This window comes from Collinsella aerofaciens (assembly GCF_009876115.1).
GTDB classification, from domain to species: domain Bacteria; phylum Actinomycetota; class Coriobacteriia; order Coriobacteriales; family Coriobacteriaceae; genus Collinsella; species Collinsella aerofaciens_N.
The window spans coordinates 1-24,480 of the sequence record NZ_WWSY01000021.1; the positions used below are offsets into that span (position 1 = coordinate 1).

Here is a 24,480-nt window from a genome sequence, read left to right on the forward strand (position 1 = left end):
CAGGCCCCGCCGACCGATTGCAAGCGGTCGGCGGGGCCATTGTGGCTCTTGACAGCGGATTGGGTCATATGAGCGAAAACCCGCCAGGGCGAGCAAGGTGCCTTGAAACGAGGCGGCATTGACCTTCTGGTCATGCCGCCGAAGTTGAAAGGCAGATTGCCGCTCTGGCGGGTTTGCAGCGTCGAGCAGTTACGGCGTTTGGTAAAACGCCGTAACTAACGTGCTCCGTACTGCTCGTAGTAGGCGTCGATAGCGGTCTTGAGCTCGTCGTCGATGACGACCTTGCCGTCGATCTCGTGGTTGTAGAGGGTCTCGACGACCTCGGCCATGGAGACGATGCTCGCGACGGGGAAACCGTACTTGGCCTCGATCTCCTTCTGCGCGGTGGTCACGCCACCCTTGCCGACCTCCATGCGGTTGAGGGACACGATGAGGCCCTTGATCTCGACATCGGCAGCAGCCTTGACCTTGGGATAGGTCTCGTCGATGGACTTACCGCTGGTGGTGACGTCCTCGACCATGACCACGCGGTCGCCGTCCTGGGGCTCGTAGCCCAGCAGGTTGCCCTTGTCGGCGCCGTGGTCCTTGGCCTCCTTGCGATCGCAGCAGTACTTGACCTCCTTGCCGTACAGCTCGTGGTAGGCAATTGCGGTCACGACGGCCAGCGGAATACCCTTGTAGGCCGGTCCAAACAGCACGTCAAAGTCGTCGCCAAAGTTATCGTGGATGGCCTGGGCGTAATACTCGCCCAGCTTCTTGAGCTGATAGCCCGTCACATAGGCGCCGGCGTTCATAAAGAACGGGGACTGACGGCCGCTCTTGAGCGTAAAGCTGCCGAATTTAAGAACGTCGGACTCAACCATGAACTTGATGAACTCTTGCTTGTAAGCCTCCATGCGGGCTCCTCTCGTAATCGCGTACGTGCCTTCCAGTTTAGCGCAGGCAGGGCGCGTTGCGGGCGCGCTTTGGGGCCTCGGCATTCTGTAAAGGCTTTGTCAGGGGCAATGGTTTTCCAAACATTGGGGTTGACACGGCAAACCCCCTCATCAAGAATACGGGCGGATTGTAACGGGTACGAGATACCCAAAGCGCGCCGCGCCCGGCCTTAAGGAGGTGTGCCATGGAAGGCAGTCATAGTCGAAAAACCTGCATGTCGCCCTCGGCACGCCGCGAGGATTCCGCGCACGCATAAGCGCCAACAGCCGATCGTCAAAACCACCACAAAGGTGCCTGTCCCTTTGTGGTGGTTCGAAAGCATGACGTGAGCGACATCTAGGTTTTTTGAAGCACATACGACACGTACGCTAACTCCCTTCAACAAGGAGGACCCTATGCTGATGCTCAAAACCGCCACGGTACTCGAAGCCATCTCCAAGCGCCGCCGCACGGCGCGCCCCGCCGCTCATACCGGCATGTCCAAGAACACCATATTCGCCGCCACCCATAGCGCCGAGGATGCCCTCGTGCTGCTCGACGCCACAGCCGACGGCCTCACCGCCGAGCACGCCGCCGAGCGCCTGAGCGCCGTCGGCCCCAACACCATCGAAGCGCCGACCAAGACGCTCGCCCGCCGCATCGCCGACGCGTTCGTCGATCCCTTCGCTGGCATCCTCGCCGCCCTCGCACTGGTCTCGCTCTACATCGACGTGCTCGCCGTGCCCGAGCTGCAGCGTGACCCCTCCACGGTCATCGTCATCGGCATCATGCTGCTGGTATCGGGCGGCATGAAGTTTATCCAGGAAGCCCGCAGCGGCAATGCGGCCGAGGCCCTTAAGGACCTGGTCTCCAGCACCTGCTGTGCCCTGCGCGACGGCGAGCGCGTCGAGATCCCCTTCGACGAGCTCGTCCCCGGCGATGTAATCCGCCTCTCTGCCGGCGACATGGTGCCGGCAGATGCCCGCATCATCACCGCGCGCGACCTGTTTGTGATCGAGTCCGCACTCACCGGCGAGAGCGAGGCCGTCGAGAAGACCGCTGCCATCACCGTCGTCGAGGGTGCCGACGGCTCCGCGCTACCACTCTCTGCCTGCAAGAACATCGTCTTTACCGGCACCTCCGTGCAAAACGGCACCGCCATGGCGCTTGTCGTTGCCACCGGCTCGGACACCTACCTGGGCGGCATCGCCAAGATACTCAACGGGCGCGGCGAGAAGAGCGCGTTTGACCGCGGCGTCTCGAGCGTCTCCATGTTGCTCGTACGCCTCATGCTCGTTATGGCGCCGGCCGTCTTTGCCATCAACGCCGCCACCAAGGGCAACGTCATCGACGCGCTGCTGTTCGCCACGAGCGTGGCCGTGGGCATCACGCCGCAGATGCTTCCCGTCATCGTGACCACGAGCCTGTCGCAGGGCGCCAAGGACCTCGCCCGCCGCCAGGTTATCGTCAAGGAGCTGCCGGCGATCCAAAACCTCGGCGCGATGGACGTCCTGTGCTGCGACAAGACCGGCACCCTCACCGAAGACCGCATCGTGCTCGAGCGCTACCTCAACACCGACGGCAACGAGGATGCGCGCGTGCTGCGCCATGCGTTTTTGAACAGCTTCTTCCAGACCGGCCTCAAAAACCTTATCGACCTGGCCGTCATCGACCGTGCCGATGTGACGCCCTCGACCGTCGTGCCCGATTCTATGCTGGGCCAGAGCCTGCGCGACCGCTATACCAAGGTCGACGAGGTGCCCTTCGATTTCTCGCGCCGCCGCCTGAGCGTAGTTGTCGCCGACGCCCAGGGCAAAACCCAGATGGTCACCAAGGGAGCTGCCGAGGAAATGCTCGAGATCTGCTCCTTTGTCGAGGTCGATGGCGCCGCCCAGCCGCTTACCGAAGATAAGCTCGCCCAGATTCGCAAGCAGGTCGCCGGGCTCAACGCCGAGGGCCTGCGCGTGATTGCCGTGGCGCAGAAAACCAATCCGCGCTGCGTGGGCGAGTTTGGCATTGCCGACGAATGCGACATGGTGTTGATGGGCTTTTTGGCCTTCCTCGATCCGCCCAAGGCGAGTGCCGCGGGCGCCGTCGCCACGCTCGAGGCCAAGGGTGTGGCGGTCAAGGTCCTGACCGGCGACAACGACCGCGTCGCCGCCACCGTCTGCGAACAGATCGGTATCGACGCGAGCAACGTCTTGCTCGGCTCCGAGATCGATGCGCTCGATGACGCCGAACTTGCCGAGCGCGCCGAGAACACCCACCTCTTCGCCAAGCTCTCGCCTCTGCAGAAGGCGCGCCTGGTGCGCGTCATGCGCGAGCTGCTCGGTCACACCGTGGGCTTTATGGGTGACGGCATCAACGACGCCGCCGCCATGCGCGCGAGCGACTGCGGCATCTCGGTCGACTCCGCCGTCGACATCGCCAAGGAATCCGCCGACATCATCTTGCTCCAGAAAGACCTGGGCGTGCTCGAGCGCGGCATCATCGAAGGCCGCCGCACCTACGGCAACCTGCTCAAGTACCTCAAGACCACGGTGAGCTCCAACTTTGGCAACGTGCTATCCGTGACCGTCGCGAGCCTGTTCTTGCCATTCTTGCCCATGAGCGCTCTGCAGTTGGTGCTGCTGTCGCTGGTCTACGAGATCGTGTGCATCGCGCTGCCGTGGGACACCGTCGATGACGCCTGGACTGCCCGTCCGCGTGCCTGGGATGCCGCGTCCATTAAGGGCTTTATGCTCGAGTTGGGTCCCGTGAGCTCACTGTTTGATATCGTGACTTTCGCCGCGCTCTTCTTTGTGGTGTGCCCCGCCGCCGTGGGCGCAAGCTGGGCAGAGCTTGCCGCTATAGGCGACGTCGCAGGCATGGCGGCCTTTACGGCGCTCTTCCAGAGCGGTTGGTTTGTCGAGTCCATGTGGTCGCAGACGCTCGTGGTCCACATGCTGCGCTCCCCGCGCCTGCCACGCCCGCGCGACCACGCCGCGCCCGCGCTGTGCCTCCTCACCGTGCTGGGCCTGGTGCTCGTCACCTGGCTACCGGCAAGCCCCATCGCCGATGCGCTGGGTCTCATGCCGCTGCCGCCAATCTTCTTCGCGCTGCTCATCGGCATTGTCGCCGCCTACATCGCGCTCACCCAACTGGCCAAGCGCCGCTACATCGCCCGCCACGGCGAGCTGCTGTAACGCACGAGTTGTGACGCTCGACCCATCAGGCGGTCAAAAAGTCCCGCCTCACTGTCCCCTTTGTGGTGGTTTTGGTGCGCTACGAGGCATTGGTCAGGCGGCTCCAGAGTTCGTCAATATCGATTTGGTCGCCGCCGCTCAGATAACCGGTGTGAATAAAAGACTCACTATAGATATAGATGTCATGCGCGCTGTCGCCATCATCTTCGGTGTCGTAGGCCGAAATCACGTAACGGCTGCCGTCGAGCGCCTTGACCAGCCAATACACGGAATCGTCGATTGTGCACTTCTCCTGCACTATCGCCGCATCGCCGATTGCGCCGGTGAGCGCACGATTGCCCGTCGTATAGCCGCCCACCGAGAGCAAAATCGCCACGCTATCGTCTCCGCCGCCCGGCTCAAGTTCCTCGTACTCGGACTCCGAAAGCGGTATCGCGCTGTTCGCAAGTTCGTCCACGTCATCCGAAATCTTAGAAAAGGTAAAAGCGAAAAGTCCCGCGTCATCGGCGGCACCGTAGCCCACGCTCTCGCCTTGCCACTCATAGTTTTGATGCTTGAGCAGGCGCACCAGGTCGGCGCCGTCCAAGTTGATCGCAGCATAGACCGTCACGTTGGCGTTGTCGTCTACACAGGCGGCGTCCGCCGTGGTCGCCTTCTTGGCACCGCCCGCGCCGCCCAATCCGCCCGAGCAGCCAGCCAGCGCACAAGCCAGCGCACCCGCGCCTGCCACAAAGGCCGCACGGTTCATCGTCACTTCATTCATCATGTTCGTTCCTCGCTATGGTATTGGCCACGTCGCACCTAGCCGAGCGCGCGTCCAGTCTTTTCCTGCCAAAACTCGTCTATCGTCGGAGCACCGCCGCCCTGGGTAAACCTACCGGTCTTGATAGCCTCCTCGGTAATGAGATCCAAGCGGTAGTCACCGTTTTCCATCGGACTCGCCATGGCAACGTGCCGCGCCATGTTGGAACCGTATACGCACGCGATCCATGAGCCCGAAGTAATCTGCGCCCGGTCCTCGACCGGCACGGAAAAGCCCGCGATAACATCCTCGCAGCTCGAATAGCCCGAAAGTTGCAGCGTGAACATCACGGTGCTTCCGGTGCCGCCCTTGTCGAGCTTTCCGATTTCGTCCTCGCCGAGCCATTCGGTCGCGCCGTCCTTGCTGATATTGCAGACGCTGAGCACGTGTCCCGCCTCGTCCTCGTACATCTCGAGCGCGTCTTGCCAGGTATAGCCCTGCTGCGAGGCAAACTCCTGCAACTGCCAGCCCTTAAGCTCGAGGAGCGCCGCGATGCTGATGTTGCGGTGCGCATCCCAGCAATCATCCGACCACGTATCGAACGCATCCGCCGAGCCGCTGTCCGCGCCCGGGCCGCGGTCCGCGTCGCCGGAATCGCCCGACGTCGCACCCGCGTCCATCTTGTCCTTTACCGGGCGGTCGTCGTTAAAACCCGTCGCATCCTGCGTCCGCTGTCCGCCGCACCCCACAAGCGTCAGCAGCGCCGTTCCCGCCGCCGCGACAAATGCCGTGCGCGAAAGTACCGTCTCCCTCATCATTGTTCCTTTCCCGTTCTTTATCACAATGCCGAGAAACACACCTGGCATCGATTCACACATAAGCCGCCTCACGCTATTGACGAGGCAGCTCCGTCCAGCCAAAACCGGGTTCAAAGCCATCGCGTGTACCGATCACATCGCCCGAACCGTTGACCCAGGCCTGGTCGGCCATCACCGAGACCTCGACATCGGTGCCGTCGGGTCTGACGTAATGGTTGACCCCGCGAATGGCATCGGAATACGAGGCCGCACCCGTGCCTACGCCCGCGCTGGAAAAATTGGCGGCGCTGGCAGCCATATTCGCGGCGTGCTGACGGTCGCTGCGATCGAACCACGCCTGCTGGTAGCTGTCGAACGCCGCCTGTTGCGAGGCATGCATCTGTTGCCAGGCTGCAAACTGCTGTTGCTGCTGGGCAATGTTCATCTGCGTGCGTTGGCGCTGCTCAAGCACCATCTGTTGCTTTTGAGCTGACGCTTCGCGTGCAATCGCCGGATTGAGCCGCAGAGTCGACGCCATTGATGCAAGCGCCGTGGTGGCTGCCTCGTCCAGGCGACCTTCTGGCGCAACCAAACAGAAGCTGTCCCTGATACGCCACTGCAGCAGGTCGGCCGCGCCCAGCTCGAACGACGCTCCGTCCGGGCAACCGTCTCGACCCGTGGGCTGTTCTTGCGCGACGCCCTGTCCCGCCGCTGCCGCCGCCTGGCGCTCGCGCAGGCGCTTGCCCAAAACACCGCCGATCAGCCCACTCGAAAGGCCCGCGCCCAGCAGCGCCTCGGCCCCAGCGGCAACACCTTTACCCATAGAACCCGCGACGCCGCCGATTGAAAACATATAGCCCTCGACTTTGGCCGCCACCGCGAGCTCGGTGGGCACCGGAGCGCCCGTGAGCCGATATCGACGCATGCGGCACTCATAGACCACATCACTCGGTTCCATCGAAAAGCCCTGGATTGCAAAGTCGTTTGCCGCCTCGCGCTTTACGCGGGCACGCTCGCGCTCGATATCGACCGCCGCGCTCGATGGGTACGGTTGCTCGGCAACAACCTCTGCCCGCGCGCCCAGCCGTGCTGCACAGGCCTGAGCCAGCTCGTCGCAAGCTGCCTCCACGTGCACAAACACCTTGCGTTCGGTTTGCGTGGGGATACGCTTGGCAACGGCGCCCGCATCCACGTAGCAGAGCTCGGAGCGGTACATAATCCGCTCACCCATCGGACCCGCCGCCGTCACGCCAACCGAAATCGGGCAGTCGAAACTGCCGCTGCGCTCAAGATGCGCTTCTTCGATATGCCAGCCCCGCGGCAGCGTCACCTGCGCGAGCGCCTGGCCGCCAGAGGTATCGCATGCGGCATGAAGCTCAAGGTCACCGATGTGAGGCGCATCCGTCGTGGCTGCGCCACGAGACGACGCGACGCCGGCAGTCTCCACCGGCGCATCCGCCGGCGCGTCCACACTCGGGTCGCCGCCTTCGTCCGCATCGTCATCGGCAGTCGCCCCATCTGTAGCCCCCACGGCGCCCGAGTAGCCCACAACGCCCTCAAGTCGGACGCCGCACCCCGGGCAAAATCGCACCGGCACGCCGGCGACCCGAGGCAGCTGCGCCCCGCACGCCGGGCAGAATCTCAAGTCACTCATCCCGTACATCCCTAATTTCGTTAGCTGTTTTTGATTGCGGCAAGCTGCCGCCATAACTCATCGGCACCGTTAAGTCGATACGCCGTCTTATCGAGCACGATGTTTTTGCCCTCAAGTTCTACCGATTGCTCCGAGCCATCCGTATAGACAAAGACGAGCGTTCGGCCGGCATCGCTCGTCCGCTCATCCACCGCATCCCCCACGGTGCAGCCATCGAGCGCGGCAAAAGTCGATGCGACCAGTTCGTCATCGTCGGTCTCATAGGCCGTCCGCGCCTCCCCGTCCTCGATAAGCTTGACCGCCACCGGAACGGCAGCGCAATCGTTGAGCGACACTTGCGCGGCAGTCTTTCCCTGAGCGCCATGTTCGCCGGCAACGTAAACTCGCATGAGTGTCACCGCCGCGGCAAAGACCACCACGGCGATAAGCGCGCCCGCAATTTTATTAGACGCGCAACCCCGAGACGCCATAGGTGCACCCCCTCCGTTCTGCTCTGCTCAGCATCACATTCATATGCCTTTGAGCACCAAAACGGCAGGTGACAAATGTCTCATATTCATATTTTTGCAGGTAAAAAACCACCACAAAGGTGCCTGTGAACTGCGCCCCGAAACTTGGACTGAATAAATAGCGACTACGCCGCAAGGGCCCGGTCCCGGAACTCCTCCGGCGTCAGGCCCTTCAATCTTACCTGCCTGCGCCGCGTGTTCCAATGGACTATGTACTCCTCCAGGTCGCGCTTGAAGTCCTCGAAGCTGCCCCACTCCCTGCCGCGGTAGAACTCGTCCTTCACGTGGCCGAAGAGCTGCTCGGTGGCGGCGTTGTCGACGCAGTTCCCCTTGCGCGACATGCTCTGGGTGATGCCCGCCCCCTCCAGCCTGGAGGTGTAGGACTCGTGCTGGTACTGCCAGCCCATGTCCGAGTGCATGGTCGGTGCCGCCCCGTCGGGCAGGGCCTCGAGGAGCCGGTCGAGCATCCTGTGCTGCTGGGCGAGGTCCGGCGAGGTCGATATGTCGCTCGCCACGATCTCCTTCGTGCAGAAGTCGAGCACCGGGGCCCAGTAGGCCTTGGCGCCGGCGACCTTGAACTCGGTGACGTCGGTGCCGAGCTTCTGCCACGGCCCCTCGGCGCCGAAGTCCCTCGCGATGACGTTCTCGAACGTGCTCCCCACGAGCCCCCTGTAGGAGCTGTACCGGCGGCGGGAGCCCCGGCGGCGTATCCCGCACCGGATGCCCATCTCGCGCATCATCTTGAGCACGGTCTTGTCGGCCACGACCGCGCCCAGCTCGGCGCGCAGGCACATGGCTATCTGCCGGTGCCCGCAGCCGTTGGCGGTGCGCGAGAATATCTCGGCCGCGGCGTCGCGCAGCTCGGGCCTGGTCGGCCTCCGCGGGTGCGCCAGCGCGTAGTAGTAGGTCGACCTCCTGAGCCCCGAGCACTCCAGCAGGTGGCGCAGGGAGTGCCCCTCCGCCCTCAGCGCCCCCACCGCCTCGGCCGCCGCCCTGGTCAGAGCCCGTCCCGCTCGACCAGGGCGCGCAATTTTTTTAGGTAGGCGACCTCGGCCTCGAGCCTGCGGCAGCGCTCCTCGAGCTCCTGCTCGCGGGTGCGGGCCCGGGGTTTCGACCTCGACCCCCTCGGCCTGCCCTTCGGTCCGGGCCGCAGCGCCTCGGCGCCGCCCTCGCGGTAGAGCCTGCACCAGCGCTCCAGCGGGGACTTCGACCTGATCCCGAACTCGGCCATGGCGTCGGTCTTCGCCATCCCGCCGTCGACCACGGCCGATGCCGCGGCGACCCTCTGCTCGAATGTGTACCTGGATTGTTTCCCGCCCATGGACAGCAGCGCCTCGCTTCCGAACGCCCGGTATACCCACTGCCATTCTCTCACGGTCTCGCGGGGGACGGACAGGGCCTCTGCCGCCGGTTTGCAGCCGACGCCGGCGTCGAAGAGCTCGACGGCCCGCCTCCTGGACTCCAGGTCGTGCTTCACCCTGAGGTCTATACTCATGGAAAACCTCCCATTTCCCGATGTCCAAGAAATGGGAGGCAGTTCACTGTCCCCTTTGTGGTGGTTAGCTAGTCTTGGGGTGTCCAGGACCAGAAGAAGTTGATGAGGGCTACGCGCGAGGAGGCACCGGTCTTTTTGTTGATCGAAGCGATGTGGCGATAGAGCGTGGAGCGCGAAAGGAAGAGTGCCGCCGCCACGTCCTGCACGCTGTCGTCCGAAACGACCAGCGCCTCCAGAACATCGCGCTCGCGCTTGGTGAGCCCAAAGGCGGCAACGAAGCCATCGATCCGATCGTCAAACGAAAGTTCCGGCGCCTCCAGGGGCACCGTGTCGGCCTGGCCGGGCTCACAGCTCACGCCAAGATCGTCGGTGGCAAGCGCCAGCCCGCCGTGCGTCGCCTCGCCCTCACCGTCTTGTCTAAACTGCCCTAACAGCGAAATCGCGATGCCGACAAACAGCACGAGCACGACGCTCACTGCCGCCAGCACGTTTTGACTCGAGATAATCGCCACCGCCGGAGCCGTCACGAGTATCGAGCAAACGTTGTTGATAACACGGCCCATGCACGGCCACAGATACGCCCAGCGGGCATACATCGAAATCGCGGCGAACTTCGCGGTGAAGAACACCACGAAAAAGCCCGTGCCAAGGTAAAAGATAATCGTGGCGGCAAGCGTGTTGCCACCGTTGCCATCGGTGATAAGCACAAAGAACGAGAGCGTGGACAGCATGGCGGCGCACGTCATGATGATATTCATATACGAACGCCCACGCAGGTCATACAGGACGCCGGCGGCAAGGGCGCTCACAACCAGCAGCAAGCGCGGCCAGTCGCCCAGATCGATAGCGCCAGCGGCATGCGAGGTCGTAAGGCCGGCATTGAGGGCCGCGAACACGCCGGTGAGGCAAGCGGTCGCCACCGTCAGACGCACCACGGCGCCCTGAAAGGCCGCCTTTGCCTCGGGGTCATCGTGCCACCTGGCGCCACGCTCCGACGCATCGACCGATAGCTCGGCAATCCCGACCTCGAACTCGGGCGCAGGCTCATCACGCAATTTAGCGCGGCGGGCACCGTGAAGCAGCCCCACCAGCGCGATCGCACAGGCAATGAGAACAGACTGCTGGGGAATGCCCGCAGGCATCACCATATGGTTGAGCACCTGCACCAAAATGCCCGCAGCATAGGAAACCGCCACGGCGCGCGCCAGGCAGGGCGTCTGCGCAAAACGCCGCGCAAGATTGGCATGGGCGGTCGATCCGCAATAGCCCAGGGCGCAGCACGCCACCAGGCCGCCGGCAATTACTACCTCAAACCGCACTGCCATAATCATCAGCAGCAACGCCGATACCAACAGCACGCCCGTAATATCGCTCGTCGCATCGATCGTCTGGGGACGGCGATAGTACAGAAATGGGCGCACGAAAAAGCCAATCACGCTCGCGCCGACAACGATGCTCTCGTAGATGACGACCTCACTCGATGGCACGAACTCGGCCATGCGCGCATCAAAGAAATACTCGCACGCCAAAAACGTGAAGAAGAACAGCGCTAGGCACAGAATCTCCCGCATGCCCCGGCGCAAATATGCGGTTGTGTCTCCCAGGTCCCTCATGGTAACCCCCACCCGCTTTGTTGTCCGGAACACCATTTTAATAAAGAACCAATCTCAATATCGAAGCCAAGTTCGAAATGTTGCAAATTCGACCCCAGCCGTCCGCATGACGCCGCGATTTTGAGCCGCATGACCCAGAAGGGGCGCGCGGTCTCTAGCTCGACAAAGAGTGTCCCCAACTGCCACTCATTTAAGCACTCATTTAAGTACGTCCCCAATGAGTAAACAAAGGGTGCGACGGAATGGCTCCCCTTGGCAGCTTAAAGCCGTCATGCAGGAACCATTCCGTCGCAGCCTAATGAAAGGGACTGGGTTGTAAATGTTGGAGAAGAGCCGTTAGCGCCCGGGGGCCAGGATCACCAGCGCGTCGTGCTCAAAGGGATGCTGCGCCACGCGCACGGTGCCGTCACCGTTGTCACGGACGGGCAGCTTTGCGATGCGCTTGTCCTCCATGTCGAGGACCGTCGCCGTCCAGCTACGCGCGCCGTCGAGCTTAAACTTGAGCGCCGTGGTGCGCGGCAGGTACGTGACGACGCGATCGCCAACGCGCGCCACACGGATGGCCTCGCGCGCGTCGTCGAGGAGCTCCTGCGCCGGAACCACGGCAAGTGCATCGTCGGCAGCCGTAGCGCCCAGGGCGGCAAGCACGTGCTCGATCGCGCCAAAGTCCCACACACCCGCAAACTGCAGGCACTCTTGCCAGCGGAACGGCATGTCAAAGCCCTCGCCCAGCACCGAACCTTGGCTGCGCGATGTCTGCCAGTTCCAAACGCCGTGTGCGCCGTAAGTTACGCCGGCACTGGCGCCGGCAAGAATCGACGACCATACGCTCGCGCGGCAATCCTGCGCGGTGAAGCGCCAGTACACATTGCGCGACGCACCCATCTGCTCGTAACAAGGCTCGGAGTTGACCATCGGCTTTTTGGGATAGCTGGCGATAAAGTCCTGCGGCAGACGCCATGCCTCGGGCTGGCCCTCGTAGTTGTGGCCGGGCTGGAACATATAAAAGTCCAGACGGTCCAGATACTGCGCCGGAATGGTGCGGTTACCGCGGTTGATATGCATGGTGTGCAGTGCCTCGGGCGCGCGCTTGACGACCTCGTCGAGCGCGTCCTCGTAATAGGCGATCGCCTCGTCACCGGCAAAGTCGGTATCACCCGTCACCACGTAGACAGGGTCGAACTCGCCCAGGTTCTCGACAACGCGGGCAACGTGGGCGCGAACCTCCTCACGCGGCATAATCTCGGCACCGCAACGCTCGGCGATCTTGGCACCCCAGGTACCGGGCACGTAGTTGCACCACATGAGCACGAGCGCCGGACGAATGCCGTGCTCGACGGCCGCGCGGCACATGGCGGCGGCACGATCCCAATACGCCTGGTTGGGGCAGGACCAATCAAAGTGCACGCCGTCCTCGCTGGCATAGGGCCAAATGCCCAGATCGGGACAGCAGCGATCCCACTGCGGCAGCGTGTTGATCTGCAGCACGTTCATGCCCTGCTCGGCACGGCGGGTCAGGTAGTAATCCCAGTCGTCCTCGGCGATGCTCGTAAATGCGCTCCAGCACGTATCGGCAAACCAGAAGAACGGTTTGCCCTCGCACAAAAAGCCGTCCTGGCGACCGTTGACGGTCAGCTTTCCCAAACTCATCTGCATGTCCTTTCGTTTGATAAAGGATTTGCGAACCGCCGGGGGCTTTCGCGATAACCCCGCGCGAAAGCCCCCGCCGCTTGGCAAACCCTCGCGGGCGAATCTCACCCGCCTCCATCAGTCTACCTTGCAAGAAGGGCCCCGCCGGGCTTACGCCTGACGGGGCCCTGTCGTGTAGGTGAGGTCTTATGCGACCGAATGGCTTGGCCTTAGGCCTCCATCTCGGCGAGCTCCTCCTTGGAGAAGCCGGAGACAAAGACGACGGCAGCGGCGATGACAAAGGAGATTGCCATACCGACGATAGCCCAGACGGTGTTCATCTGGCCACCCTGCAGGTAGTTGGTGAAGACCAGGAAGTTGGAGGCACCGCCTGCGAGGTAGTAGGTAACCCCCATGAGGCCGGAGAACACAGCGCCGATAGCACCGCCGATGAACATGCCAAACATGGTGCGACGGAAGCGCATGAGGATGCCGAAGAGCGCGGGCTCGGTGACGCCGCCGGCGATGGCGGAGATGACGTAACCGATGGCGAGAGACTTCTCGTCGGGGTTCTTCATCTTGAGGAAGGCACCGAAGGCGCAGCCCCAGACAGCGGCCATAGCGCAGTTGGTGGAAACGAAGACGAAGGGATCGTAACCGGCAGCGATGATCTGAACCTGGGCGAGCAGGATGACGGGCATGTGCATGCCGCAGACCACGAAGAGCTGCCAGAAGGCGCCGAGGACGGCCATGACGATCAGAATACCGATGCCGCCAAGATCAGCAAGGCCGAAGAGCGCGTTAGCGATCAGCGTACCGATCTCGTTGCCGATGGGGGCGAGGACGATGAAGGCGATGGGGATGGTAACGATCATGGTGCAAAACGGCGTGAAGACCGTGGAGAGCACGTCGGGCATGACCTTCTTAAAGAACTTCTCGACGAAGTAGAGGACAGGCACCGAAAGGATGATCGGCAGGACGGACTGCTGATAGTTGGCAGCAGCGATCTGGATGCCGTAGACGGAGATGATGCCGCCACCCTCCTGCGTGGCAGCCGTCACAACGGACGGAGCCATGAGGGCGCCACCGAGCAGCATGCCGAGCACGGGGCTGGCGCCGAGCTTCTTAGCCGCGGCATAACCCAGGTAGATGGGGATAAAGGTGAACGTGGCCTCGTACAGCGTGGTGTAGAGGAACGTATAGGTCGGGTCGTCGGCCGAGAGCACACCGAGCATGGTGGGGCCGAGGACGGCCGCGATGGTACGGAACAGACCGCCGGCCATGAGCAGCGGGATGAGCTGGGTCATGGAGCCGGACAGATAGTCGAGGATGATGTTCGGCAGGTTCTTGAGCTCGAACTTCTCCTTGGGAGCATCGAGGTTCTCGTTGACGGCCTCACCCTGCTTGACGCCGGAGATGGCGACGAACTCGGCGAGCACCTTGGGCACGTTCTGGCCGATGATGACCTGGAGCTGGCTGCCGGCGAACTGGCAACCCAGAACACCCTTGACCTTCTTGATCTTCTCCACGTCAACCTTGTTGTTATCCTTGAGCGTCAGACGCAGGCGCGTCATGCAGTTGGTGGCGACGGTGACATTCTCCGCACCGCCCACGAGCTCGAGGACATCGGTGGCAATCTGCTTGTTATCTACTGCCATGGGACCCCTCCCCATATCTTCGTGTGCCAGCCCCCTTGGGCTTAGGCACGCCTTTGGCCCGGCGACTATAACCCCTTACGGTTGCCGGACCCTTGGATACGCTGTCGTAAACAAAGTGTTTACTGAACGTTTACGGGCTTTAGTTTACACGGAGCGCCTCATTTGTGGCAATTTTACCGTGCAGAGTCCGGCGAACGGTAGGAAATCGGGGGTGAACGTATTCCAATGGCGGGAGATGGTCTCTTTGGCTGTCTATTGATATATGGCTCTTTACGTGGGCTTTTATTTTGATAAACACCTCTATGACCTGTTAACTCATCAACAGAAGCCCTGCTAGAAGCTAGTAAACATATGTTTAGTAGTTCATGGCGTGTTCAATTTTGCCGTTTACCGAGTTTATCAGCTTGTTCTGCAATTCTGGATTAAACTAAACATGTTTAGATTGTATTGCCGCTTTTGTTTCCCACTAGCGGCGCAAGGGAGGCAGCTCATGGAACTCAAATTGTGTACCTACGCAACCGTCACCACCTTGGGCGACTTTGGCCCCTGGATCAGCAAGGTCGTACTCGACCTGCCCTGCACCGTGCGCGCCAACGACATCGACACGAACACCTTCCATATATATGTAGAGCGTCACGAGCGCTCGGGCGAGGTTCTGATGCGCAAGGAGCGCGGCGCCGACCATGCCGCGCCCTCCGTGGGTTACATCGACATTCTCGCCGCATATCCGTGCGACGAGAACGGACGTAAGCTCGCCGTGGGCACCCATGTGGCACTCGAGGTCGCCGAGCAGCGCCTGACCAAGACCATCGAAGGCGGCGTCATGGGCTCGCGCATGCTCGATGACCAGCTGCGCATCACGCAGCTCACAGCTCTTCCCGGCAACGACGGCGACGATCCCACCTGCGGCCTGGTCTTCGACACCTGCCGTGGCGATATCTGCCCCGCGCTCAAAGGCTGGAGCAACGCCACGCAAAAGACCGCCGTCGACGGTATCGCGCTCGCATACGGCTTCTTTGAGCCCAGCTTTAAGGCCGAGGACTCGGCATGCTTCAACCCCTTTGCGCCCGAGGCCACGGCCATGCCCCAAAAGGCACCGCTCGTGGTGTATCTGCACGGCGCCGGCGAGGGCAAGGGCGCCACGCAGGGCGAAGGCGCCACGCGCGCCTATATCGGCAACCGCGTGACGGCCATCAGCCAGGCGCAGATCCAGCGCTACTTTGGCGGCTTTGCCTGGGTGCTCGTGCCGCAGTCGCCCACGTTTTGGATGGACAACGGCGTCGAGCAGCTTGGTCACTCCAACCAGAGCATCTACTCCCCCGTGCTCAAGGCACTTATCGATGAGTTTGTCGCCGAGCATGCCGACCGCATCGACACCGACCGCATCGTGGTCGCCGGTCTTTCCAACGGCGGCTTTATGACCCTGCGCCTGTGCGCCGACTACCCCGATTTCTTCGCCGCGGGCCTTCCCTGCTGCGCCCCGTGGTACAACGCCACGGACGAGGACGTAGCCGCGCTCGCCAAGACGCCGCTGTGGTTTACGCACTCCAAGGGCGACGAGCTCGTGCACCCGCAACAGACCGTGCTGCCGCTGTTCGCGCGCCTGCGCGATGCCGGCGCCAACGTGCATCTCACCTACTTTAGCCATGTCGAGGACCTGACCGGCGTGTATCGCGAGGCCGACGGCTCGGCCAAGAAGACGTTCAACCACGGCGTGTGGATCCACCAATTCAACGACCTGTGTTATCAAGACTTCGACGGGGGCAACGTACTCATCGACGGCGAGCCGGTGGGCTGCTGGGAGTGGTCGGCCAGGGTTTCGAGGTAACCATCCCATCGGGGGCTCTGACCTTTAGTTTTGTAAACGTCCTCGCGCATGAGCCCCGCTTATCCTGCTCCTTCGGAGCATCGGATAAGCGGGGCTCGCGCTGCGGAATGTTTACAAAACTAAAGGTCAGAGCCCCCTAAGTTAACGTTGTTCGAAACGCTGGTCGGCCGCTTCCGGCGGGCCGCCGGGTCGCGGGCGATGGGGGCGTGGGTCCCGTCTTGTCTTGCGCGTAACTGGCTGAATTGATTTTGATTGGAGCTGTTCCTATGTCCCAGAAGTTGACTCGGGTGATTGTTACCACTGATATGGAAGTCGATGATATGAACTCGCTTGTTCATTTGGCTCTGTATCTCAACTTGCTTGATGTTCAGGCTGTGGTGTATACGGCTTCGCAGTATCACTTTCTTGGGGATGGGGTTCATACACTCGGCGAGGTGAATTCGCATTGGCGGACCAAAGGGCGGCGCTCTTATGAGTGGGCTGTTGTGCCTCATGAGCCCGATCCGCTAGCCGGCGAGCTTCGTGAGTATCGGCCGTTTCCCGAGCATTGGATTGAGAGTCTCTGGAGTAATGAATATGCCCAGGCTTGGCCGCAGTTGCAGGCAAATGCGGCCGCTGCCGGTGAGCCGCCGTTTCCCACGCCCGCCCAGATGATCGAGCGCACCTTTGTGGGAAATGTTGCCTTTGAGGGTGATGTGACTGAGGAAACTGAGGGGTCTCGCGTAATTGCGCAGGCGATTCTGGATGATGATCCGCGTACGTTATGGTTGCTCAGCTGGGGTGGCATGAATACGATCGTTCGCGCCCTCATGAGTATTGCCGAGCGCTATCGCGCCACGCCCGAGTGGCCCGCCGTGCAGCAGCAGGTCTATCAGAAGGTGCGCGTGATGGGCGTTGCCGATGGCGTGGGACAGGACAACTCGTGGCTCGACCATGGGCGCGAGCTCTTTCCCGAGCTCATCTTTTGGCGTACGCCCTATATGTATGGCAACTATTTCGACGCCAAAACAGCTCAGCCCGATACGCTGCCGCTGTTTAAGGCTCCCTGGCCCGAGCAGAATCTCACGCAGGGCAACGGCCCCCTCATGGCACGCTATATGCTCTATGGCGATGGTAAGGTCTACGAAAACGAGCCTGAGCGCTTTCAGTTTGGCAAGCATGCCCGTCTGGATTGGGGCCTGGAAGGCATGCCCGCGATGCAGTTTGAGCGCGGCGATTTTATGGCCGAAGGCGACAGCATGACCTATATTCCGCTGCTGCCGTTTGGCCTGCGCGGTATCGACGACCGCGGCTTCGATACGCTGCTGGGACGCATGTTTTTTGATGGGCATCCCGATGCGAACGCGCCCGCCGGTTTTGCCTCCATCGGCACGCCCGCAGACGACAATCTCAATCCCTATCTGCGTGCCTATCAGGAAGACTTTGCCGCCCGCGCGCAATGGTGTGCCCATGATCCGGCCATCTGCTCGCATCCGGCGCATGTTGTCGAGGTCACTGCCGACCGCAGCGCCACAGCCGGCGAGCGCGTCAACCTTACAGCGACCATCGTCGACCCCGACGGCAAGGGCTTCGATGCACATTGGGATGTGGCCGTAGACCCATCGAGCTATGCAGGCGCGCAGGATCTTTCGCTGTGGCAGGAATGCACGGTGAGCACCGCTTTTATCGTGCCCTCCGACGCACGACCCGGCGACCGCTTTGTGCTTACCCTCACCGTGCAGACGCGCGCCGAGCGCCCCTGCAGCCGCTACGCCCAGGTCGCCGTAACCGTGGCGTAGCGAGTGGCAGACCCCACATTCGGCAAGGAGTGTCCCCAGCGACTAGTCGTTTAAGAACACCCAATGACCACCTTGCGCAGACGGCAAAACGCCCGGCGGGCATTAACTGCTCGCCGGGCGCCTTGGTTAGGAGGCTCTGGTTGTTGGGAAAGCCTTAGGCCAGGTCCTCGCCGTTCGTCTCGATGACGTGTTTGTACCAGTCGAAGCTCTTCTTCTTGGAACGCTTGAGGGTGCCGTTGCCAGCGTCGTCGCGGTCGACGTAGATAAAGCCGTAGCGCTTGGACATCTCGCCCGTACTGGCGCTCACCAGGTCGATCGGACCCCAGGTGGTGTAACCCAGCAGGTCAACGCCGTCCACGGTCACCGCATCGCGCATCGCGGCGATATGCTGGCGCAGGTAGTCGATACGGTAGTCGTCGTTGATGGAGCCATCCTCCTCGACAACATCCTTGGCGCCCAGACCGTTCTCGACTACAAACAGCGGCTTCTGATAACGGTCGTACAGGTCGTTGAGGGTGATGCGGAAGCCCAGCGGATCGATGGCCCAGCCCCACTGGCTCTCCTGCAGGTAGGGGTTCTTGGCGCCGGCGAAGGCGTTGCCCTGGGTGCGCTCGACATCGGGGTTATCGGCACCGGCGGAGCAACGGGTGCTGTAATAGCTAAAGCTGATAAAGTCGACGGTGTTGGCGGCCAGGATTTCGCGGTCCTCGTCCGTCATACCCACATCGATGCCTAGACGCTCGAGCTTCTTGACGGCATAGGCCGGATAGTAGCCGCGGCTCTGGACGTCGACGAAGAAATAGTTGCTCTGGTTGTCAATCTGCGCCTGGCGCACATCGCCCGGACGGCAGCTGTAGGGGTAGTAGCTACCTGCGGCAAGCATGCAACCGATCTTGACCTCAGGGTCGATCTCGTGAGCGATCTTGGTTGCCCAAGCGCTGGCGACGAGCTCGTTGTGGGCGGCCAGGTACTCGACGGCCTCCTTGTTCTCGCCCTCCTCAAAGACCAAACCGGCACCCATAAACGGCAGGTGCAGGATCATATTGATCTCGTTGAAGGTGAGCCAATATTTCACCAGACCCTTGTAGCGGGTAAAGATCGTGGTCGCGAGGTTCTTGTAGAAGTCGATGAGCTTGCGGTTGCGCCAACCGCCGTACTCCTTGATGAGGTGAATCGGGCAGTCGAAGTGCGTGATGGTCACGAGCGGCTCGATGCCGTGCGCCTGACACTCGCGGAATACGTCCTCGTAAAATGCCAGGCCGGCCTCGTTGGGCTCGGTCTCGTCGCCATTGGGGAAGATGCGGGTCCAAGCCAGGCTCATACGGAAGGTCTTAAAGCCCATCTCGGCAAAGAGGGCGATGTCCTCCTTGTAATGGTGATAAAAATCGATGCCGGTCTGCGCGGGATAGTAATAGCCGTCCTCGAAGTCGAGCATCTTGCGCTGGCCGGAGACCACCGCATAGCGCTCGGGGCCGTGCGGAGCCACGTCCACGTTGGCAAGGCCGCGGCCGTCCACGTTGTAGGCGCCCTCGCACTGGTTGGCAGCCGTCGCGCCGCCCCACAGGAAGTCTTTACGGAAAGCCATGCATCAATCCTTTCACACGCTGTTTGTCGTGGTTTCAGTATCCCCGTAAACAGCGCGCTACTCAACGGCAACGACGCAGGCCGACACTTCTTTTCGCACACGGCGACCCGGCAGCCGCCCCTGCCTGACACTTTCTGATACCGTCGCCCCAAACCACCACAAAGGGGACAGGCACCTTTGTGGTGGTTTGGGGCGGTTTGTCTCGATCTGTAACAGGTAGGCAGCCAAAACCGGGCTTGGTGTTACAGATCGAGATTTTCGGGCAGCCCCCGCAGTTTGTCTAAATCTGTAACAGGTAGAGACGATTTAGCCCGCTAGATGTTACAAATCGAGACGGAAGATGCTAGTCGCAGGCGATGTCGAGGTTCTTGCCGATGAGGCCTACGTAGCCGCCTTCGGCTGCCTTGGGGCTGTCGGCGTGGCAGAGGACCCACTTGTCGGCCTTCCAATAGCAGTAAGCGTCGCCGGCCATGGGCATGTCGGCCGCAGCCTCGGGGCGCGGACCGTTGGTGCCCGCCGGCAGCGCCACCATCACCTGGAAGCCGCCGTCGTCGACCATGCAGGGCGTGTAGTGGAGCGTGGTGTTGAAGACCTCGACGACCTTGCCCGCCGGCACGCGGAACGCCTTGACGCACGCGGTATCGAGCTTGCCATCCTCGATCTCCCAGCGATGCGCCACGAGCAGGATAAAGTCGCGCGCCCCCAGGTTGAACTCGCTCGCACGGTGGTACTCCAGGCAGTTGAGACACGTGTTGTGGCCGTTGCACCAACCGAGCTGGAAGGGACGGCCGCCAAACATGAGAAAGCCCAGTTTATCGGCATCCTTGACGCCCTCGAGCTCCGGCGCACTTGCTACGTATTTGCTGCCCTCGGGAATGGGCGTGGCAGAGAGCGCCTCGAGCACGGGCGATGTGAGCTCGGACGGAACGTCATCCCAAACGTTGCCATAGGATTTGAACTCGGGATCGCTGACAGAGTAGATATGCATGTTCACTCCTGTTCGTAAATGTGACTATACGAACATTCTAGAACAATCATGAGCGATTTTGAACGCTCATCCCGACCACTCAACAAAAAGGCGCCCCCGCATAAGCGAAGGCGCCCAATGCGCGCGTTTTGGACGATAAAGCCCTTATGCCTGCTGATAATGCAGGTGCTTCTCGTCGATATCGGCCAAGTCGCGGTCGAGGTAGCGGCGCGCGAGCCAGTTTGCCATGGGGAGGTTCTGGTCCAGATAGTTACCGCACTCCTCGGGAGCGGCTCCGGGGACATCGCCCTCAAAGTCGGCAACAAACTCAAACAGCTCGCGCACGAGCGGCAGGATCTCCTCGCTCGTCACTTCGCCAAATACGACGAGGTAAAAGCCCGTGCGGCAGCCCATGGGGCCAAAGTAGACAATGCGGCTCGACCACTCGGCATGGTTGCGAAGGAACGTCGCGCCCAGGTGCTCGATGGTGTGGCACTCGGCGGTGTTCATGACCGGCTCCTTATTGGGCGTGGTCAGGCGCAGGTCAAAGGTGGTGACGGCGGCGCCAGTCGTCGAATCGCGGTCGATGCGGCTCACATACACGCCGGGCTCAAGCAGCAGATGGTCAACGGAAAAGCTCGCGATGCGCTCCATGGCAGATCCTCTCGATAGTCAATTTGGGACGGGGCTCTTTTAGCTGGTTCGAATGGTCGCACCAATCATACCAGTCAAAAAAGCCCCGTCCCAAATAAGCTACCTGGGACGGGGATCGATGGGTTTTTAATCCCCGTCCCAGAAAAATCATGCTAGGCAGTGTACGAGATGGTGGCGGCTACGGCATGGCGCCAGCCGGCTATCTTTTTGGCTCGCTCGTCGGCGGGCATCGACGGCTCCACGATGCCGCGGGCGCCGTAGACGTCGACGACATCGCGCGTGTACATGTCCAGCGCAATGCCGCAGGCCCAGGCCGCACCCAGGCCGCTCATCTCGTCGTTGCTCGCGATGCGGATGGGCGAGCCAACCAGGTCGCTCTCAAACTGCATCAGGTACGCGTCACGCGTGGGGCCGCCGTCAACACGAAGCTCGGCCAGCGCCGCGCCCGAATCCTCGACCATCGCATCGATGACGTCGAAGATCTGATAGGCAATCGACTCATCGGCGGCCTTTACGAACTCCGCGCGGCCCGTGGTGCGTGTCATGCCAAAAACGCAGCCCTCGGCGTCACTCGCCCAGTGCGGCGCGCCCAAGCCGGTAAACGCCGGCACAAAGTAAACGCGGCTCGCCGGATTGGCGGCATAGCACAGGTCGGTGACTTCCTCGGGATTGTTGATGAGCTCCAGGTCGTCGCGCAGCCACGTCTTGACGGCGCCGGCGTAGCTCACGTTGCCCTCGAGCACGTACTCGGTCACGCCGTCCATGCGCCATGCGAGCGAGCTCGAAAGCCCGTGCGAGCTGGCGACGAACTCGTCGCCGACGTTCATCATGACCGAGCTGCCGGTGCCATAGGTCGCCTTGGCCATGCCGCGGCTATGGCAGCCCTGCGCAAACAAGGCGGCATGGCTGTCGCCGAGCACGCCGTGAATGGGCACGGGTGCCGGCAAAAAGCCGCCCAGGTCCGTCATGCCGAACAGGCCATCGGAATCGGTCACCTGTGGCAGGCAGGCCACGTCAACGCCAAAGGCCTCGCACACCGGCTCGCTCCAGCAGCCACGGCGCAGGTCAAAGAGTTGCGTGCGGCTGGCGTTGGACCAGTCGCAGCGGAACTCCGCGCCGCCCGTGAGCGTCCAGACCACCCAGGCATCGATGGTGCCCAGGCACAGCTCGCCCGCTGCAGTGGCCTCGGCAGCCGTGGGAACGTTCGCGAGGATCCAGGCCATCTTGCCCGCCGGGTAGTAGGGCGAGAGCACTAGACCCGTCGTGTCGCGCACCAGCTCGGCCACGCCCTCGCGCGCGGCCAGCTCGTCGCACAGCTCGCGGGCGCGGGCGCACTGCCACACCACGGCGTCGCACAGCGGCTCGCCCGTCGTGCGGTTCCAGGCAACGGTAGTCTCGCGCTGGTTGGAGATGCCGATGCCGGCGACGTCGGCCGGATCGACCCCGGTCTCCTCCACCACGGCGCGCGCCACGGCCAGCACGTTGGCGGCGATCTCGGCTGGATCATGGCTCACCCAGCCGGCCTCGTTGACAATCTGGCGATGCGAGCGATCGGCACGATGAATCAAATGGCCGCCCTCGTCCACCAGCAGCGCCTTGGTGCCCTGCGTGGATTGATCGATTCCGATGATGTAGCGGCCCATGGCCACCCCTTTCAAAACGAATGTGACAAAGGGGCGGTCCCTTTGTCACATTCCAGTTACTCTGCGGGCAAGAACTCGGCGACGGTCTGCGCGATTCCGGCACCCGTCAGGCCGTAGTGCGCAAAGACCTCGGGGCTCGTACCGGTGATGACCGGCGCGTCGGGCAGGGAGAGGCACTTGACCGGACGCGGGCAATGCTCGCCCACGACCTGCGCGACCATGGAACCCAGGCCGCCGAAGGGGCTGTGCTCCTCGACGGTCACGACGGCGCGCGTGGCGCCGGCGGCCTCGATCACGGCCTCGGCGTCGAGCGGCTTGACGCAGTACATGTCGAGCACCGTTGCCGAGATTCCCTGCTCGGCCAGCAGATCGGCGGCGTCCACGGCGTGGTGGACCATCTCGCCGGTGGCGACGAGCGTCACATCGGTGCCGCGACGCACCCAGGTGGCGCGATCCATCTGGAACGGACACTCGTCCTCGGTGTACACGTCCTCGACCGGGTTGCGCCCCACGCGGATGTAGGCCGGCTTGTTGTCGGCTACCAGGGCGCGCACAAGCTCGGCGGTCTGGAAGCGGTCGCTCGGCAGATACACGCGCATGTTGGGAATCGCGCTCATAGCGGCGATATCCTGCGCAGAATGGTGGCTCATACCCAGGGCGCCATAGGACACGCCGCCCGAGATGCCGATGAGCTTGACGTTGGTGTTGGAGTACGAAACGTCGACCTTGCACTGCTCATACGAGCGCGTGGTCACAAAGGACGCCGGCGAGGCGGCCCAGGCCTTCTTGCCGCACGAGGCCATACCGGCGGCGATACTCACCAGGTCCTGCTCGGCGATGCCGACCTCAATGGACTGCTGGGGATACTGATCGAAGAACGGCGTGAGCGATGCGGAGCCGCGGGAGTCGGAGCACAGGACGACGATGTCTTTATCGGTTGCGGCGGCCTCGAGCAGCGTGTCGCAGATAGCCTTGCGGTTGGCGATCTTGTTAGCCATTGATAGCCTCCTTATGGGCAGCGAAATCGGCGATGATCTGGGCATATTCCTCATCGTTGGGCAGGTGATGGTGCCAGGCGGCCTTGTCCTCCATAACCGGCGAGCCGTAGCCCTTCACCGTGTTGAGGATGATAACCGTGGGCTTTCCCTTGGTCTCGGCCGTAAGCGTCAGCGCGGCGTCGATGGCCTGAATGTCGTTGCCCGGAATGGACAGCACGTTCCAACCGAAGGCGGCCCAGCGCTCCTCCTGCGAGTCCTGCTTCATGACGTCCTCGGTGCTGCCGCTGATCTGCAGGCGGTTGCGGTCCACGAGCGCGCACAGGTTATCGAGCTGGTAGTTGCCGCCGCTCATGGCGCCCTCCCAGACCGAGCCCTCGGCAAGCTCGCCGTCGCCCATGATGGTGTAGACGCGGTAGTCGCGGCCATCCATCTTGCCGGCAAGCGCCATCCCGACGGCCACGGGCAGGCCGTGACCCAGCGAGCCCGAGTTCATCTCGATGCCCTTGAGCTTGTTGTTGGGGTGGCCGATGTAGGGGCTGCCGAACTTAGAGAAGCGGGCCTTGACGTCGTCGAGGTCCAGATAGCCCTCGTGGCAGAGCACCGCGTAGTAGGCCTCCATGGCGTGGCCCTTGGAGAGCACGAAGCGATCGCGGTTGGGATCGTCGACGGTCTCGGGCGAAATGTTGAGGTGGTTGGCGTAGAGGGTCATGAGGGCGTCGATGACCGACATGTCGCCGCCGATGTGCCCGCCGGCGCCAGCCATGATGATATCGACGCAATCGCGGCGAAGGTCCCAACGCAGGGATTCAAGCTCTTCGATAGTTGCCATT

The 24,480-nt window shown here is 62.2% G+C and carries 19 protein-coding genes; 3 read left to right on the top strand and 16 right to left on the bottom strand.

What is annotated here, in order from left to right; all coding sequences use genetic code 11:
- Positions 1-215: 215 nt before the first annotated feature.
- Complete coding sequence (pyrE, locus tag GT571_RS08900; protein ID WP_117655467.1) at positions 216-896, bottom strand: orotate phosphoribosyltransferase; 681 nt, start codon at positions 894-896, stop codon at positions 216-218.
- A 435-nt stretch (positions 897-1,331) separates the two neighbouring features.
- Between pyrE and mgtA the strand changes: the two genes are divergently transcribed.
- Positions 1,332-4,100 (top strand): magnesium-translocating P-type ATPase, encoded by a 2,769-nt coding sequence (gene mgtA / locus GT571_RS08905; protein WP_161156761.1) that lies wholly within the window; start codon positions 1,332-1,334, stop codon positions 4,098-4,100.
- Positions 4,101-4,179: 79 nt separating this feature from the next.
- On the opposite strand, the gene GT571_RS08910 is transcribed toward mgtA, so the two are convergent.
- From GT571_RS08910 to GT571_RS08950, 9 genes are all read right to left on the bottom strand, one after another.
- Positions 4,180-4,866 (bottom strand): hypothetical protein, encoded by a 687-nt coding sequence (locus GT571_RS08910; protein WP_117634529.1) that lies wholly within the window; start codon positions 4,864-4,866, stop codon positions 4,180-4,182.
- 35 nt (positions 4,867-4,901) lie between these two features.
- Complete coding sequence (locus GT571_RS08915; protein ID WP_117634531.1) at positions 4,902-5,657, bottom strand: hypothetical protein; 756 nt, start codon at positions 5,655-5,657, stop codon at positions 4,902-4,904.
- Positions 5,658-5,733: 76 nt separating this feature from the next.
- Positions 5,734-7,293, bottom strand: coding sequence for a zinc ribbon domain-containing protein (locus tag GT571_RS08920; RefSeq protein WP_161156762.1), 1,560 nt, complete (start codon positions 7,291-7,293; stop codon positions 5,734-5,736).
- A gap of 20 nt (positions 7,294-7,313) precedes the next feature.
- The gene (locus tag GT571_RS08925) at positions 7,314-7,763 is read right to left on the bottom strand and encodes a hypothetical protein (protein WP_117637196.1); all 450 of its coding nucleotides are present in this window, start codon (positions 7,761-7,763) and stop codon (positions 7,314-7,316) included.
- Between the two features lie 164 nt (positions 7,764-7,927).
- Entirely contained in the window at positions 7,928-8,779 is an 852-nt protein-coding gene (locus GT571_RS08930; protein WP_099431659.1) for an IS3 family transposase, read from the bottom strand.
- A 20-nt stretch (positions 8,780-8,799) separates the two neighbouring features.
- Positions 8,800-9,297, bottom strand: a complete 498-nt coding sequence (locus GT571_RS08935) for a helix-turn-helix domain-containing protein (RefSeq protein ID WP_099431658.1) — start codon at positions 9,295-9,297, stop codon at positions 8,800-8,802.
- A 68-nt stretch (positions 9,298-9,365) separates the two neighbouring features.
- Entirely contained in the window at positions 9,366-10,910 is a 1,545-nt protein-coding gene (locus tag GT571_RS08940) for a helix-turn-helix transcriptional regulator (protein ID WP_161156763.1), read from the bottom strand.
- A gap of 336 nt (positions 10,911-11,246) precedes the next feature.
- On the bottom strand, positions 11,247-12,560 hold the full coding sequence (locus tag GT571_RS08945) for a glycoside hydrolase family 140 protein (RefSeq protein WP_161156764.1): 1,314 nt from the start codon (positions 12,558-12,560) through the stop codon (positions 11,247-11,249).
- Positions 12,561-12,769: 209 nt separating this feature from the next.
- On the bottom strand, positions 12,770-14,197 hold the full coding sequence (locus GT571_RS08950) for a PTS transporter subunit EIIC (RefSeq protein WP_161156766.1): 1,428 nt from the start codon (positions 14,195-14,197) through the stop codon (positions 12,770-12,772).
- 490 nt (positions 14,198-14,687) lie between these two features.
- Between GT571_RS08950 and GT571_RS08955 the strand changes: the two genes are divergently transcribed.
- Together GT571_RS08955 and GT571_RS08960 are read left to right on the top strand one after the other, a co-directional pair.
- Positions 14,688-16,025: a prolyl oligopeptidase family serine peptidase gene (locus GT571_RS08955; RefSeq protein ID WP_161156768.1), complete on the top strand. Its 1,338-nt coding sequence runs from the start codon at positions 14,688-14,690 to the stop codon at positions 16,023-16,025.
- Positions 16,026-16,291: 266 nt separating this feature from the next.
- Positions 16,292-17,803 (top strand): nucleoside hydrolase-like domain-containing protein, encoded by a 1,512-nt coding sequence (locus GT571_RS08960; RefSeq protein WP_161156770.1) that lies wholly within the window; start codon positions 16,292-16,294, stop codon positions 17,801-17,803.
- A 154-nt stretch (positions 17,804-17,957) separates the two neighbouring features.
- Here GT571_RS08960 and GT571_RS08965 read toward each other — a convergent pair whose 3' ends face one another.
- The 6 genes from GT571_RS08965 to GT571_RS08990 all read right to left on the bottom strand — a co-directional run bounded on the left by GT571_RS08965 (position 17,958) and on the right by GT571_RS08990 (position 24,479).
- A complete protein-coding gene (locus tag GT571_RS08965) occupies positions 17,958-19,388 on the bottom strand; it encodes a 6-phospho-beta-glucosidase (protein ID WP_161156772.1) in 1,431 nt (476 codons plus the stop codon).
- 343 nt (positions 19,389-19,731) lie between these two features.
- Positions 19,732-20,376: a DUF4867 family protein gene (locus tag GT571_RS08970; protein WP_161156774.1), complete on the bottom strand. Its 645-nt coding sequence runs from the start codon at positions 20,374-20,376 to the stop codon at positions 19,732-19,734.
- Between the two features lie 144 nt (positions 20,377-20,520).
- The gene (locus GT571_RS08975) at positions 20,521-21,009 is read right to left on the bottom strand and encodes an S-ribosylhomocysteine lyase (protein WP_161156776.1); all 489 of its coding nucleotides are present in this window, start codon (positions 21,007-21,009) and stop codon (positions 20,521-20,523) included.
- Between the two features lie 152 nt (positions 21,010-21,161).
- Positions 21,162-22,652: an FGGY family carbohydrate kinase gene (locus GT571_RS08980; protein ID WP_161156778.1), complete on the bottom strand. Its 1,491-nt coding sequence runs from the start codon at positions 22,650-22,652 to the stop codon at positions 21,162-21,164.
- A 56-nt stretch (positions 22,653-22,708) separates the two neighbouring features.
- Positions 22,709-23,650: a transketolase family protein gene (locus GT571_RS08985; RefSeq protein WP_161156780.1), complete on the bottom strand. Its 942-nt coding sequence runs from the start codon at positions 23,648-23,650 to the stop codon at positions 22,709-22,711.
- The gene (locus GT571_RS08990) at positions 23,643-24,479 is read right to left on the bottom strand and encodes a transketolase (protein WP_192934687.1); all 837 of its coding nucleotides are present in this window, start codon (positions 24,477-24,479) and stop codon (positions 23,643-23,645) included. The genes GT571_RS08985 and GT571_RS08990 overlap by 8 nt, the downstream gene beginning before the upstream one ends.
- Between the last annotated feature and the right edge of the window lies 1 nt (position 24,480).